This is a genomic window from Streptomyces sp. NBC_00376 (assembly GCF_036077095.1).
Lineage (GTDB): Bacteria > Actinomycetota > Actinomycetes > Streptomycetales > Streptomycetaceae > Streptomyces.
The window spans coordinates 346,999-361,756 of sequence record NZ_CP107962.1 but is presented as its reverse complement, the minus strand read 5'-3'; the positions used below and the strand labels follow the sequence as shown (position 1 = coordinate 361,756).

The 14,758-nt window shown below is 66.6% G+C and carries 9 protein-coding genes, 1 pseudogene and 2 CRISPR repeat arrays; of the genes and pseudogenes, 3 read left to right on the top strand and 7 right to left on the bottom strand.

Going from position 1 to position 14,758, the window contains the following annotated elements:
* Positions 1 to 14: 14 nt before the first annotated feature.
* The gene (locus OG842_RS44780) at positions 15 to 263 is read left to right on the top strand and encodes a DUF6000 family protein (protein WP_266738479.1); all 249 of its coding nucleotides are present in this window, start codon (positions 15 to 17) and stop codon (positions 261 to 263) included.
* 1,226 nt (positions 264 to 1,489) lie between these two features.
* Here OG842_RS44780 and OG842_RS44775 read toward each other — a convergent pair.
* Entirely contained in the window at positions 1,490 to 1,792 is a 303-nt protein-coding gene (locus OG842_RS44775) for a hypothetical protein (protein ID WP_266738223.1), read from the bottom strand.
* 742 nt (positions 1,793 to 2,534) lie between these two features.
* Between OG842_RS44775 and OG842_RS44770 the strand changes: the two genes are divergently transcribed.
* A complete protein-coding gene (locus tag OG842_RS44770; protein ID WP_266738225.1) occupies positions 2,535 to 3,014 on the top strand; it encodes a hypothetical protein in 480 nt (159 codons plus the stop codon).
* Between the two features lie 396 nt (positions 3,015 to 3,410).
* Entirely contained in the window at positions 3,411 to 4,778 is a 1,368-nt protein-coding gene (locus tag OG842_RS44765; RefSeq protein WP_266738227.1) for a helix-turn-helix domain-containing protein, read from the top strand.
* Between the two features lie 511 nt (positions 4,779 to 5,289).
* Here OG842_RS44765 and OG842_RS44760 read toward each other — a convergent pair.
* The 6 genes and pseudogenes from OG842_RS44760 to cas1e all read right to left on the bottom strand — a co-directional run bounded on the left by OG842_RS44760 (position 5,290) and on the right by cas1e (position 14,692).
* Positions 5,290 to 5,778, bottom strand: a complete 489-nt coding sequence (locus OG842_RS44760; RefSeq protein WP_266738229.1) for a hypothetical protein — start codon at positions 5,776 to 5,778, stop codon at positions 5,290 to 5,292.
* 415 nt (positions 5,779 to 6,193) lie between these two features.
* Entirely contained in the window at positions 6,194 to 7,261 is a 1,068-nt protein-coding gene (locus OG842_RS44755) for a ParB/RepB/Spo0J family partition protein (RefSeq protein WP_266738231.1), read from the bottom strand.
* Positions 7,258 to 8,400: a ParA family protein gene (locus tag OG842_RS44750; protein WP_266738232.1), complete on the bottom strand. Its 1,143-nt coding sequence runs from the start codon at positions 8,398 to 8,400 to the stop codon at positions 7,258 to 7,260. The genes OG842_RS44755 and OG842_RS44750 overlap by 4 nt, the downstream gene beginning before the upstream one ends.
* A 1,188-nt stretch (positions 8,401 to 9,588) precedes the next feature.
* Positions 9,589 to 10,289: a CRISPR direct-repeat array (repeat unit 29 nt; unit sequence CGGCTCACCTCCGCTCGCGCGGAGAGCAC).
* 85 nt (positions 10,290 to 10,374) lie between these two features.
* Positions 10,375 to 10,851: pseudogene (gene istB, locus OG842_RS44745) on the bottom strand (IS21-like element helper ATPase IstB); the annotation flags it as partial.
* A gap of 38 nt (positions 10,852 to 10,889) precedes the next feature.
* A CRISPR array of direct repeats spans positions 10,890 to 13,419; the repeat unit is 29 nt; unit sequence CGGCTCACCTCCGCTCGCGCGGAGAGCAC.
* An 18-nt stretch (positions 13,420 to 13,437) separates the two neighbouring features.
* The gene (cas2e, locus tag OG842_RS44740) at positions 13,438 to 13,749 is read right to left on the bottom strand and encodes a type I-E CRISPR-associated endoribonuclease Cas2e (RefSeq protein ID WP_266738234.1); all 312 of its coding nucleotides are present in this window, start codon (positions 13,747 to 13,749) and stop codon (positions 13,438 to 13,440) included.
* A gap of 25 nt (positions 13,750 to 13,774) precedes the next feature.
* A complete protein-coding gene (cas1e, locus tag OG842_RS44735) occupies positions 13,775 to 14,692 on the bottom strand; it encodes a type I-E CRISPR-associated endonuclease Cas1e (RefSeq protein WP_266738481.1) in 918 nt (305 codons plus the stop codon).
* Positions 14,693 to 14,758: the final 66 nt, after the last annotated feature.

Sequence of the window (14,758 nt, the reverse complement as noted above, 5' to 3'; positions counted from 1 at the left end):
GAGCCAGGCGCTACCTGCACCTCATCCACGCCAACTACACGCGAGAAGACGAGAGCAAGCGCACCCCCTTTCTTCAGGCCCTGAGTGCTGCCGCCCACACGATCACCGACGAAGAACTCGAGATCCTGCTGGAGAGCGAATGGCGCTCCCGCCTCACAGCCGCCTGGCTGATCGGCTTCGACCGCCGTGAACACTTCCGCGATGTCCTCGACGACCTGCTTCTGGCCAGCCGACTCTGCTTCTCTGGCACGGCGTCCCCGTGAACGCCGCTTTCACCACTCACTGATCCACTCCCCCGCAGGGCAGCCGGTGTGTATACCTGTCAGGCACAACCGGTAGCGTCCACTCACAGGAACCCTGGGAAATCCGACGAACCCGAATCCGCCGTTACTCGAGTGCGGGCAGGCATCCAGGGCGAGAATCGCAACCTCTGTATCGTTTGGAGTGGAGTCTTGGCTCCGTTTTCATCCTCCCGGTAAGGGATAACAGCAGAGTCGTAGAGCCTCGTACACCAACGTGCGGGGCTTCTACGTTGCTCGAGAGCACGGCGGCATTCCTCTCTCCGCCGCCCCGAGGGATCTGATGCCACGTCAGCTGTACCCAGCTCCGCACTCGTCCGCCGTCCCGCCGCTCGCAGCCTTCCCTTGTCTGCTTCCATCGGCGCCCCGCGGCCTCCACCGTACACACGCTGTACCTCGGCCCGCCGCGCCCACTCTCGCTTCCGTCATCGCCTCGTCGCCGTACCCGGCGTCGAGCAGCAGCTCGGCGCGCGTTCGACAGTGTTCCGCTTCTTGTGCCGCTCCTTGTCGAAGCCGGGTGGCCATCCGCCGCGTGAGCCCGCAGAGCGGGTGTCTACGCTCGCGAGGGCTGTGTCGGGCATCTCCCATAACGCCAATGGCACTGGATTCCGACCGACTGCGTTTGGCCCATCCTTAGGATCGCTCCTGACGAAGTTCCGGAGCTACCCTCCAATTTTGACCCACCAGGGCACCAGCCTTCTCATCGGCCACATCGACAAGAACGACGCTCTGCCAAAGATCGCCGGAAGGCGACCAAACTGGAACATGCACTCGTCGACGGGATAGCGGACACAGTTCCGGAGGTTTGACTGCGACAGAGATGTACCTGGCCCGGCAGAGGGCCCGATAGAGCGGAACAAGACCGCCCTGCGCCACGTAGCACTTGCCACCATCAGGGTCTCTCGAGACACGCTGGCCGCATACGGTGCACGGGCCACCGAGTAAGGGGATCTGAGGTCGACGCATCACATCAAATCGACCTGCACGGTGGTGACTCCCCTCAACGGTCATCGACTGCGGCCGCCAGCCGTGAAGAACCATTGTCATCTGCTGTTGATGCGGTCTTCCGGCTCAGATGTGGCGATCTCAGCTGCTGCAAGGCGTGCTTCCTCGCGTACATCCGGGTCAAGGTGGTGAAGGAAGGACTCGATGAGCGGGTAGGCCCGCAGGTCATGCGTGGCGCCGAAGATTTAGAGAGTGTGCGCAAGGAGTTCACGTTCCATCGTCGGCATGGCCTGGGCCAGCGGTTCGACAAGGCCCAAGGGCAGGTTGTGGCGATTGAACGCTTCACTGATCGAGTTCAAGGCGGACTCACGGACGTTGGTCACGGGGTCGTTGACGGCCACGCCGACGAGGCGTCCGACAATCAGGCAGGCGGATTCGGCGTCGAGCGCGGTGCCACGCAGGAGATCTCCGAGTGCTGCGGCGGCGACGTCTCGTTTGTCTGGACTGCGGTCGGTCAGCGCCTCCAGGACCGTGAGCAGTTCCTTCACTCGGAGCCCGTCTCGATGCGCTCGACTAGAGCGTCACTCTTGACACGGAAACGATTCTTGTTTCGAGAGCTGCTTCCTGCCCGAAGTAGTGCTCGATGGCGCGGCGTAGCCGGCGGGTGGGGTCGCATTCGTGTCCGTATCCGGTGTGTTGGGAATCATGGGCGGTGAGAAGGTGGCACTTACGGCAGCACTGATGCTGGCAGCTGCTCTCTGGTGCTCCGATGAGGGCTTGTTGCTGGCCCCGATCGTCTCGGTCCAAGGAGCCAGTGTCCTGGAATCGGTGGCGCGGTGGCGAGTACTAGCGGACTGCAGTCACTGACACGTGACAGGTGTGCCCGGCAGGTTAAAGCCGGCATCCGGTCCGGGTCGGCGGCCTGCCCCCACAGTTGTGCGATGAGCTGCGTGTCTGATGACAAGTCCGACCAACGACACGATTAGCAAGCCGTGAACAAGTGGTGAGCCGAACAGATAGGCTGGGCCTGACGCCAGACGACCACTCAGAATTGAGATGTGCCGGAAGGAGTCACCAAGGCAGAGGAAAGGCCCCGCTGGAGTCCCGGGTGGTTGCACACCCAGGAGCGGGGCCGGACCGACACCCAACCTCTCGAGAAGAAGGTGCCAGTTCTATGGCAAAGAGTACCCGGATTACCGGGGATACAGACAGTGGGACCCAGCAGTCCGCCGTGAAGATCACACCGGCGACGCACCGCTCGGGCCCTGTCACCACTGCCCGCGTCATCGCATGACCGCGCAAGGCGAGGCTCTCCTTGTCTGCCTCTCCCCCGGCAACCCCGACTTCGAGCGGGAGTTCCTCGCCGAGGGACTTGTGTACGCGCGCCTGGCCGAAGAGCTGACCGCAGCCGAGACCCGGCCGGCGGGTCCGGAGCCGGACCATGCTGTCGACCGGCTCGTCTCCCCCGGCCTTGCCGTCACTCAGCGCGCCACCTGCATGGGTAGCGACGGCAAGAGCTGGGCACGCTGCTTCACCCGCCATGGTTCGGACGGCTTCCCGTGCAGCATTATGCGGTACTTCACCCGCACGTGGCGCCGCCACCCCGGCCACCGGTCGAGGTGGAACGAAACCCTGGGCAGCCCCAGCGGCCTGAGTGACCGGTTGCAGGACATGCTCCGTGTCGCCGCCCGGGGCGGGTTCCGCAATGACTTCCTGGCCGGAGAGGCACAGGGGCAGACCTCACCCAGTAAGGGAGATCAGGTGACGTAGCGACGTTCTGAGCGGGAGGCCCTGGGCCCCTTGGCGGGGGCACTACCTCTACCGCTGGCCGCTGGTGTTGGCGCACCATGCGCGGCCTCTTCACACGGCTCGGTTTGGCGACCGAGCTAAGGCCCGAACTTCCGGATCCGGTTTGGCGACCAGGTCCGAGCAGGTCGAGCGACTTTCAGGTTCTCCACGAACCACTTCACCTTCACGTAGTGAGTGAGAGCTCCCTTTGGCGTTCTCGATAGTGAAAGCAGGTACATAGTGCCGTACGCGGCTGCCGTTTGTCAGCTTCCGCACGCCCGGACGCCCGATTCATGGCAAAAGTCACCCGCCTCCGAAGGCATCCCGTGCCAGCAAACCCCTCACGACACGGACATCCCCCACAACACGTCCGAACGCGTGCACGAGTGCAATGGCAAGCCCAGGCGTCAGGAAGCCCTGCGAGTACCCGCAACCGCCCAGTGGGTCTCCACCACGACCGGCCGCCTCACGACCTGCCCCTACTCCTGGATGCAAGCCGTCCACTGGGTAGGCGGCTCCGGCCTGTACACCCCGTCCCGCATCCACGGACCGAAGTGGGGGCCCACTACTGTGCTCGTCGCCCAGGAGCTGTCCGCGCTCACCGAGTGCCGGCCCGGAGTCAACTACCTCACCCGTAAGCTGAAGCTGTCCAGGCGGACCGTGCAGTACCACCTCGACATGCTCCGCGAGGCCGGCCTCCTCGTGTACCGCACCAAAGGCACCCGCATCACCGGCAGCATCCGCCAGGCATCCGTGTATGAGCGGGTCATCCCTGCCGAGTTCGACGAGGCCCTCGGCATCCGCACGGTGCAGCACGACGAAACCGCCCCCGCGCACACCCGTGTCCCGGTCGGGATCGCCGAAGAGGGGCGGAAGCTCATCGGAAGGCTCGCGAAGAAGGCCGCCCGAAAGGTACGCCGCCGCCGGACCCGCACCCCCAATTGGGGCAGGTCACGTTGCACCCCAATGGAGGGTGGTACCTCAACGTCTTCTCCCACAGCAATCTCCACCTCTCCCTCTGAGACAAAACTCGCCAGCGGGAGCACCAGTCACCCCCCTCAGAAGAAAGCCGGCCACAGGCCGCAGAAGCTGAACAAGACCGGTCGCCGCTACCAGCTCGGCCACGAGCTCGTCACCAACGTGCCCTGGCTACAGCGCGCTTCCGTCCCCCGCATCTCGTGGATCGCTCGGCACTGCGCCGACGAAGGATGGACATGGCGCGAGGTCCAGGCCGCCGCCGAGGAGCACAGCCCCATCGACCCGGCGGACACCCGCCGGCCGTCCGGTCTCCTCGCCCACCGGATCAAGGGCTCCCACCTGCTGTACGCCGACCCCAACAGCCGCCGCCTCATGGTTCTTGAATGGCAAGAGTCCCGGGCACAGGAGCACTTCCGGCACGCCGGATACGACCAGCGCGCCCCGCACCGTGTTCCGGCCAGCAGCAGGGTTCGTGAAGCACAGGGCGCCATCAGGGCCGCGTTGCAGGCAGCGAACGCCCCTCGCCCTACCCGCTCCGACGAAGAGAACGAGCCCATGTACGCGGCTGGTGACCTCGACCTGCGCGCGCTCACTCCGCAGGAAATCGGCATCCACCGCGCCTACGCAACCGCCGACCCTACTTACGTCCGGTCACTGCTTCACACCATGACCGACACCGCAGTCCGTCAGCTCCTCACCAGCAACCTCGTCGACCAGGCCCTCGCTGCACTCCGCCTGACCGAGATGGAACCCGTCCTCGCCTTCTGACAGAAGAACCCCATGAACAGTAAGAAGCGCAACACCAGCAGGCCGGGCCGCAAAGCTCCGGCACCAGTCGAAAGGACGCGAGGGACGCAGCGGCAGTAGCGTCCCGGTAGAGCTCGCCCCGCTCTCCCTCGCCCCTGCTCGGCGTAGCGGCGGCGCCAGAAGGCGCGGGCACTCGGGTGGCGTTCACTGGTGGTGTGCGCCTGCCGGCCCGTGCTGCCCTGATCCCCCTGGGCGTACGTCGTGAGGGCAGTCGCAGCGTTCAGCGCCTGACAACCCTGTTCTGGCCGGGATGACACCGGACCCGAATGCCGCGTACTGATTTCCTCCCCTGCCCAGTTGCGTCTCCATCGCAGGCAGCCTGTCAAGGGACCAGATCAACGACAAGGTCGGCCGCGAAGCCGTCCGCCTGATCCGGTCTCTGTCCGTTGGCCGGACCAACGCCCTCTCTTCAGCGAGCCGGTTGCTCCTCCGCGACTGGCCGCGGAGTCGCCGGTGAATACCGGGAGACTGCCTACGTCATTTCAGCCAGGGCCTCTCTGGCACGGACCACGAAGGCATCACATGCATGCTCTGCAACCTCGCCTCGGGCGAGCATGTCGGCCTTGGTCTCAGCCAAGATGATCTCTCGTGTCCGCACCTGGATATAAGTGGCGTGCTCAGCCAGGTCCTGCGCCTGCAAACCATGGGCGACGAGACGGAGACGGAAGGCACTACTGCGAACTTCCACGTAGAGGCGATACGACTCAGCCCGGGTCGCAAGAACCGCCTCGGATTCCACTGCATGCTGGCTTGTCCACCGGTCGTACTGGGCCCGGGCCCGCCGATAGTCCTCCGCCAAGGCAAGGAAATCGGCACATGCATCGAGGAGATGCTGGTGACTCCGCTCGCATTTGGCGCGAAGAGCAGACAGAGCTGCAGTCTTCTCCTGATAACGGTGTGCAACGACTGCCCCGAGCAGCGTTCCGATAACGGCAATAGCGGCCGCGATGATCCCCGACACAACACCCAGCCCACCACCTCACAGCAGGCGTCGATAGAGCACGAATCGGCCATCACGGCTCACGCCACATCAACCAGGCAACGCGCCATGCCTACTGGGCGCGATGGATCTACAAGAGGTCGGAACACTGCCGTGCAACGGCCGTCGCCAAAAAGGGGTCGCGGAACGGGCGAGCCTCCGGTGCCGCGGTAGACGCCCTGTGAAGAACGTCGTGGCCAGTCCAGTAAGTCAAAGCTGGCCAAGAAAACCGCGCTCTGTACACAGTCCAAGGGATCGAGCCAGAAGACCTGTCACCGTCGCGGCCAAGAATCGGCCCTCAGATTCCGACTAGCTCCGCCCACAGTGCGGGTGGTAACAGCAGATGGGCGTGGCCGAACGAGTTCGGCCACGCCCATCTGCGATTCACGCACTCCAGCTACGCCCCAGACACCGTGCGCGCTGCGATCAGTCTCTGCAGGAGGACTTCTCGCTGCTCCTCCCCCATCTTCTCGATCACGATGTCTGCAACCTTTTCCCCGTCCTGCCACGGCATCTTCACTACGGCCTTGCGAGGCGCAGGGAGGTCGACGTCGGTGGTTGTCATCCCTGCCTCGTCTGACCGCTTAGTTTCGTCCGCGGCTGGGGGAGTACCAGTATCCGGTTCCCTGGTAGCTGGGGTGCTAACGCCGCCGTTAGCACATGGTTCTGCAGCTGTGTTCTTGGTCGGGGTGCTAACGGCGTTAGCACCCCGACCCCGTCGTCGCTGCTTGCGTTCGGCTCGGGCACTCAGGGCCTCTTCGGCAGCGTGGTGTTGCTGCTGTGGCGGCAGCTGTCCGATATTACGGGCGACCTCGACGGGCAGGCTTTTGTTCTCGACCGCTTGCTGAAGGTCGGGAGTGAGCTTCAGAAGAGCGAGTCGCTGGGTCACCCAGGGGCTGGACTTTCCAAGGGCACGGGCGACCGCACGCTGCGAGCCGTGGACTTCCACAAGGCGTTCCAGCGCTTTGGCTTCGTCTAGCGGATCAAGGCTCTCGTGCTGGATAGCTGCTGTGAGGGCCGTTTCCAGAAGAGTGTCGGCGCTTTCCGCGAGCGAGTTGTCGATGTGGACAGGCACGTCGTCCAGGCCTGCCAGGTTGGCGCCGGCCAGGCGACGGTTTCCGTCGACGACGACGTGCGTGGCAGATCCGAGTTCGGTGTCGTGTCCGGGGTGTGCGCTGAGGAACGCGACACGGGTCACGACGGTGAGGGGCTGGATGACGCCTCGCGCGGTGAGACTGTCTGCCATGTCCTCGACGGCTTTGAGCTCTTCCCTGGGATTGAATGGGTTGTGAGCTAGCTGTGTGACGTCCAGTCGCGGTGAAGCGGTCTGGGCTTCGGTGCTGGGCGCCGGGGTGGGGTCGTCACCTTGTCCGGCGTATCGGGCGAAGGATGCGGCGCGGCTGCTGATGGGCTGGCTGACGGCATCGAAGGTGGCGGATGCTCCGAGAGCGTCTGACTTCTTCATGCCAGCCCTCGGACGATCTGCCGCATGCTGTGGGACTGGTCGGACTCGGGGGCGTAGTCGAGGAGCGGCCGTTGCATGCGAACGGCTTCGCGCTGCTCCTTGACGTCCGGGATGACCGACAGCACGGGCGGAGTGCCGAGCGCCTTCCACTTGTCGAGTGAGGAGGTGGCGATGAAACCGCGTCGGGAGTCGTATTTGTTCACGACGAGTCCGAGTTGGTCCACGGTGATGTCGTAGTCCCGTGTCAGCGATACGACCTGGTTGATGAGCATGCCGTAGGCCTGGGCGGAGGTGTCTTCGGCTTCGACGGGGATGAGGAGTCCTGAGGCCCCGGGCTTCTCGCCATCACGCTGTCGGCCGTACACGAGGCCGGCGTCCATGGCGAGGCCGAGGCTGGGCGGGGAGTCGACGACGATGACGTCGAAGTGCTCCTCGATGGGAGCCAGGGCCCGCTCCAGAGCGGCGTGTCGGGGGCCTCGGAAGACAGTGAGTCCGGAGTCGAGGAGGAACGCATCGAAGGCCGCCGGCAGGACACGGAGCCGGTCTCCGAACTTGGCGCCCTCTATGACGACGGTGAGGTCGATCAGGGACTGCTTGGTTTCGTCACGGTTGAGCATGTGAGTGACGAGGCTTTCCTGGCCGGCCGGGATGGCCTTGAGGCCGAGCTGGTGCGAGAGGTGGCCTTGTGGGTCGTAGTCAACGAGAAGGACGCGCAATCCGCGTTCGGCGAATGCCTGGGCGGTACCGGCGGACACTGCAGTCTTACCGACACCCCCCTTCTGGTTGCACACCACGATTCGGCGCACAGAGACGGTGTCGTTGTCGGCGGGGTTCCGCTCCAGCCACAGAGCCACTGCCTGGGCAAGGCCTTGGATGTAGGAGACGCCTCGTTGGCGGCAGTCGCCTTTGAAGGAGTCATAGAGACCTTCAGGAAGCCAGGTACCGAAGGATTCTGCGCCTGCGGTCTCAATGTGGGGGAGTGGAGCACTCTGGGACTGCCAGAGCTGCACACCAGCGGTGACAGCGTCCTGGACATCGACGGAGAGCTGGGCCGCTCGGACCTTGAGGGCCTGTCGGAGGGATGCGGGCAGCTTGGAGACCAGCTTCTCCCGCTCACCTCCTGCGTTGAGAGATGACATGACGGCAGCTTACTGCCGCGAAAGCTGCTTGCCCGACAATGAATCGCACGATTTTAACTGATCTTGCGTTAGCTGTTGGAGGTGCTAACGGCGTTAGCACCTCTCCCAGACGACCGCCTGGACCGCCGAAGACGCCAACTCCCTGGTGTCCTGTCTCAATGAACCGAGTCGACCGCGACTTGTCTCATCGAACCTAGTCGCCACACATCGACCAGTCGTGAGGGACGCAACGCCCAAGGAACGGCGTCTCAGCGAAGTTAGTCCGCCCTGGTCAAAAGCTCGGGGCCAACCGGGTTCGATGAGAACAGACCCCTGCTCTACAAGCCGCACGATCCGACCCACAAGGGCGCCTGCTGGCCGGAACGAACGATCAGTCACCGACGTCAGGTCCAACGGACCTACAGGGTGTAGACGGTGAACCGTGTCGGGGAGGGTAGACGTCGTTCACGTTGCCGGAGCATCGGGCACGACGGCGTCCGTAGCGGGGGAGTGGATCAGGTCGAAGCAGGCAGTGTCCCAGCCGGTGGCAGCACCGGGATCACGTCGAGGCAGCTGTCTACGGCGAGGTGCGGGCTCGGACTGGAGCCGGGGCTGCTCGGCGCACTGTCACGGCGGCACACCAGCGCATCCGAATCGGACGTCAGCGGCTGGAGGCTGTACCCATCGAGGCACGTCTGTCCGTTCCGGCCATCGGCCCCGCCGTCCCGTCCGACACGTCCGCTCCCGCAGGGCCAGTCGGGCCCGCGAGCCCGGCCGGTCCGGCCGCACCGGTCGGGCCCGGTGATGCTGCCGGGCCGGTGGGCCCGGTCGGGCTGCGGTCACCGCGCACCAACCGGCCCCGGTGGCCCAGGGTTCCGTACAGACACCTCGGCTCGGCAGATCGGCGATCGCCTGCTCGGGATCCGGCGTGGCCGGAGTCTCGCTCTTCGCCTTGATCTACGACCGGAGCGTCCGTACGTCCGTGGCCAAGGCCATGGCCGAGACCGCAGTGCCGTGCCGGTCCGCCTCATCGGCTCACCTCCGCTCGCGCGGAGAACACGGCCGCAGAGTCAGGTGCTAACGGCGTTAGCACGGCTCGCCTCCGCTCGCGCGGAGAGCACAACAACTCACGCTCCGGCATTGATCCCCCAAGCAGCTCACCTCCGTGCGGAGAGCACGGCGTCTTCGGCGCCGGAGTGGGTGGAAAAGCCGGCTCACCTCCGCTCGCGCGGAGAGCACGACGCGGACGTCGGCCCGAACGTCGACGGGGACGGCTCACCTCCGCTCGCGCGGAGAGCACGGAAGTGGCCATCACGCCACCCCCTGCGGGACCGGCTCACCTCCGCTCGCGCGGAGAGCACTCTCCGATCGCCAGGAGGTTGGTATGCAGAGCCGGCTCACCTCCGCTCGCGCGGAGAGCACACGCGCCGTGAGGGCGTCTGGGGCTGGTGTGACGGCTCACCTCCGCTCGCGCGGAGAGCACGAGGGCACGCACGCCTGGGACGACCGCGGCGCCGGCTCACCTCCGCTCGCGCGGAGAGCACATACTGGTCGTACCTCCTGTGCCTGACTGGGCCGGCTCACCTCCGCTCGCGCGGAGAGCACGTCTTGAGCGGCTGCGGCCCAACCCGGTTCCCCGGCTCACCTCCGCTCGCGCGGAGAGCACTTCCCGGACCCCTTGGCGTCCTTGACGCGGACCGGCTCACCTCCGCTCGCGCGGAGAGCACCGCTCGGGGTCGCCCAGGACGACGGCGGCGATCGGCTCACCTCCGCTCGCGCGGAGAGCACCCGTCGCTTTCGCCTTCCGCGCCTCGGCCGCGCGGCTCACCTCCGCTCGCGCGGAGAGCACTCCTGGTCGGTGGCGGAGTCCTGGCCCTGTTCCGGCTCACCTCCGCTCGCGCGGAGAGCACCGGCGTCACCCAGGTCTGGGGTGTCGGCGGTCTTCGAACCTGGACCCCTTTGGGGTCGGTGATTTTTGACCCCGTGTGCAGTTGTTCAGCCGGTTGCCGCGTTCGGGGTGCGGCCGATGTCGCGGTCTTTCAGCCGGTAGGAGTCTCCTTTCAAGGAGAGCACATCGGCGTGGTGGACGAGACGGTCGATCATGGCGGCGGCGACGGTGTCGTCGCCGAAGACCTCTCCCCAGCGTCCGAAGGGCTTGTTGCTGGTCACGATTACGGACGCGCGTTCGTAGCGGCCGGAGATCAGCTGGAAGAACAGGTTCGCTGCTTCCGGTTCGAACGGGATGTAGCCGACCTCATCGATCACCAGAACGGGGACGCGCGCGAGGCGCAAGAGCTCGTCCTGGAGTTTTCCGGTGGTATGGGCGGCAGCCAGGCGGTCGACCCACTGAGAGGCGGTGGCGAACGCGACGCGGTGACCGGCCTGGCAGGCGCGGATGCCCAGCGCGATGGCCAGGTGAGTCTTGCCGGTGCCGGGCGGGCCGAGGAAGACCACGTTCTCCTTGCCCGTGATAGAGCACGCCAGCGACATGACGGCGGACTGTTCGACCGACGGCTCACCTCCGCTCGCGCGGAGAGCACTGCTCCTCGACGATGCCCGCGGTCCACTGGACGGCTCACCTCCGCTCGCGCGGAGAGCACGTCTCCGGCCGGGCCGCCAGGTACGCCAGCTGCGGCTCACCTCCGCTCGCGCGGAGAGCACGGCTCGGTTCCCCTGGCCGGGAGCCGGGCCTTCGGCTCACCTCCGCTCGCGCGGAGAGCACGATCCCCTTTCACGACGACCTGTACCGGCAGTCGGCTCACCTCCGCTCGCGCGGAGAGCACGCATGCCCTCCGGCAGAGGCCCGCCCACTGGTCGGCTCACCTCCGCTCGCGCGGAGAGCACGGCCCCGTACTCAGATCCGAGGGCCTTGACGACGGCTCACCTCCGCTCGCGCGGAGAGCACTTCCCTGGTGTTCTTTTTCGGGGGAAGCGGCGCGGCTCACCTCCGCTCGCGCGGAGAGCACTATCCGACGATCGGCCCTACGTCGTCGCCCACCGGCTCACCTCCGCTCGCGCGGAGAGCACCTCTGAGCGCCGTTTCCGTCCCGCCGGGCCCCCGGCTCACCTCCGCTCGCGCGGAGAGCACTCATCGGTGAGGTGAACGATCTGCGCGGTGATCGGCTCACCTCCGCTCGCGCGGAGAGCACCGGCGGTCCGCACGGAAAGGGTTCTGGGTCGCCGGCTCACCTCCGCTCGCGCGGAGAGCACAGGTACTCGATCAGCGCCTTGTCGTCAGCCGACGGCTCACCTCCGCTCGCGCGGAGAGCACGGAGCGGGCCGCTGCGTGACGTACGGCGTCAGCGGCTCACCTCCGCTCGCGCGGAGAGCACCGGGCCCATGCCCACGCGTCGCCCATAGGGCGCGGCTCACCTCCGCTCGCGCGGAGAGCACGCCTGCACCGATAGGGACGGCTGGTCGATGGACGGCTCACCTCCGCTCGCGCGGAGAGCACGCTGTGTCAGCGCTGACCCACCGCCGACACCTCGGCTCACCTCCGCTCGCGCGGAGAGCACCTCGCCGCGCACCCGGCCGGCACTCCTGCGGACGGCTCACCTCCGCTCGCGCGGAGAGCACGGTGCTGGAGTCCACGCAGTCCGTGATCGTCGCGGCTCACCTCCGCTCGCGCGGAGAGCACCTTGCCCGGATACGGGTCGCCCATGATTCCCCCGGCTCACCTCCGCTCGCGCGGAGAGCACAACAACTACACGGCCGCCGAATGCTGTCGGATCGGCTCACCTCCGCTCGCGCGGAGAGCACGGCGGGTCGGCGGCGCACCCGCGTTCAGGCGCCGGCTCACCTCCGCTCGCGCGGAGAACACACGCTTCGTGAGCTGTTCTCACTCGGCGCTGCCGGCTCACCTCCGCTCGCGCGGAGAGCACGTCCCGGTGAAATCCGTCAACGTGATGAGCCGCGGCTCACCTCCGCTCGCGCGGAGAGCACGGGGCTGCGAGCTGCTCGGCAACGGCGGCCTTCGGCTCACCTCCGCTCGCGCGGAGAGCACCGTCTGGAGGACCATCTGCGTGGCTCGGCAGCCGGCTCACCTCCGCTCGCGCGGAGAGCACTGTGGCCCCGGGTCTGACCCCCGGGGCCGCGCCGGCTCACCTCCGCTCGCGCGGAGAGCACGGTGGGGAGCACGGCGGAGATCCAGGCGAGTGCGGCTCACCTCCGCTCGCGCGGAGAGCACGGCGGGGGTGTTGCCGACGCGGCCGCGGACCGCGGCTCACCTCCGCTCGCGCGGAGAGCACGGGACGGTGCGGCAGAGGGCGGCAGTGCAGGGCGGCTCACCTCCGCTCGCGCGGAGAGCACGGTCTTGGAGGCTGGTCTTCATCGCCCGGGCACGGCTCACCTCCGCTCGCGCGGAGAGCACCTTGCCGGTCGCCGTCGTCGTGACCGTGTCGGCGGCTCACCTCCGCTCGCGCGGAGAGCACGGCGGCATCGCCCTCGCCCTCACCATCCTGACCGGCTCACCTCCGCTCGCGCGGAGAGCACGCGGGCGCGTTTCCCCTGGTCGCTGATCGGAACGGCTCACCTCCGCTCGCGCGGAGAGCACTTGGCGATGACGTGGACCTTGGCTCCTGAGTCCGGCTCACCTCCGCTCGCGCGGAGAGCACTCCACGCACTCCGTGATGATCTCTACCAACTACGGCTCACCTCCGCTCGCGCGGAGAGCACGTCCAGCCCTGGCCCTGCAGGAGCTTCTCGACCGGCTCACCTCCGCTCGCGCGGAGAGCACTGCTCCAGTTCGTCCCCGGCCATGTCCATGGCCGGCTCACCTCCGCTCGCGCGGAGAGCACCGCCGCTCCTCGACCTCCGCCGGGTACATGACCGGCTCACCTCCGCTCGCGCGGAGAGCACCGTCAAGGTCTGATCGTGACGTAGGTACAGGGCGGCTCACCTCCGCTCGCGCGGAGAGCACGCCGGGTCGGCGTAGGCGAGGAGCTCGAGCAGCGGCTCACCTCCGCTCGCGCGGAGAGCACAACTGGAGCCGCCCCGTGTCCCGCCCGTACGTCGGCTCACCTCCGCTCGCGCGGAGAGCACCCTCTTTGACCTGGCACGTTAGAGAGGGTTTGCCATTTCTTGACTTTCTCGCTGGAAGGCGATCAGGGTGAGGCCGTCGAAGTCGAGGGGTTCGCGGCGGCGGGTGCCCGCTGTTCGTAGTTGGAAACCTTGCTCGTTGTCGGCCGGGTGGGCAAGGACTGCCATTCCATCGTCGGTGCAGGCGGCAACGGCTGCCCAGAGTTCGTCGCGGACCTTGGCCGAGACGGTACCGACGTACAACCCGGGTGTGACTTCGAGGAGCCAGCGGGTGAGGGCGCCGCGTAGATGGTCGGGGACGGCGGTGGCCGAGATGACGATCATTGAGGACATGGGCCGTGCTCTTCCGGTGGAAGGGTCACAGGGGTTTCCCGTGGTTGACGCCGGCGGGTACGGAACCGGTGACCGGATCCCACAGGTCGACCAGTTGTTCTTCGGGGTCGGGGCATTCGTAGGTGTGGTTCGGGTCGAGGAGCTGCTGAATGTCGGTGACGATGCGGGGGAGCAGCTGGAAGAGGCGGAGTTCGTGGCGGAATGAGCGGCGTGCTTCGCCTTCGGGGTTGGGGGAGGCGTGGAGGGAGAAGGCGAGGGGGATGGTGAGTTCGGCTTTGTAGAGGTCCGCGATGTCGTACACGAAGGCTTGTTGGTTGCCGCTGTGGACGAAGCCGAGGGCGGGTGAGCAGCCGAGTGCGGTGATTGCGGCGTGCACGATGCCGTAGAGGCAGGTGTTGGCTGAGGAGAGGGCGAGGTTGACGGGGTCTTGGCTGTCCCAGGTGTCGGGGTCGTAGGAGCGGCGGAAGCGGCCGATCTTGTATTGGCGGGCGAGGAGTTGGTAGTGGGCTTTGACGCGTTGGCCTTCCATGCCGCGGAGTTTGTCGAGGTTGGTTCCGTCGGTTGCGGTGCCGTCTCCGAATCGGAGTTCGTACATGGCCTGGGCGACGGCGAGGCGGTGGGTGTCGTTGGCCCAGGCGCGGGTTTGGCGTTCGAGCCAGAGAGTGCTGAGGGATTCGGGGACGGCAGCGGAGTAGCAGCGGACGCCGCCTGATCCGGTGGTTACGACAGTGGTGCCGTTTCTGGCGAATGTGGCGAGGGCGCGTGCGGTGATGGAGGTGCCGGGGCCCAGAAGGACGCAGCCAAGCGCTGCGGTTGGGAGGTAGACGGTTTCTGTTCCTCGTTGTTCGCTGGTGACTTCTGCGCAGACCCCGGTGTCGTCCTGGTGGATGCGGACGATGTCGAGGTAGAGGAAGGAGAGGGAGTCGGCGATGCGGGGGAGCATGGCGACGGTGGGTGCGGCGAGTTTGCGCCGGGCGTTGCTGGTGGTGAGTGGTTTGGGTGCGGGGCG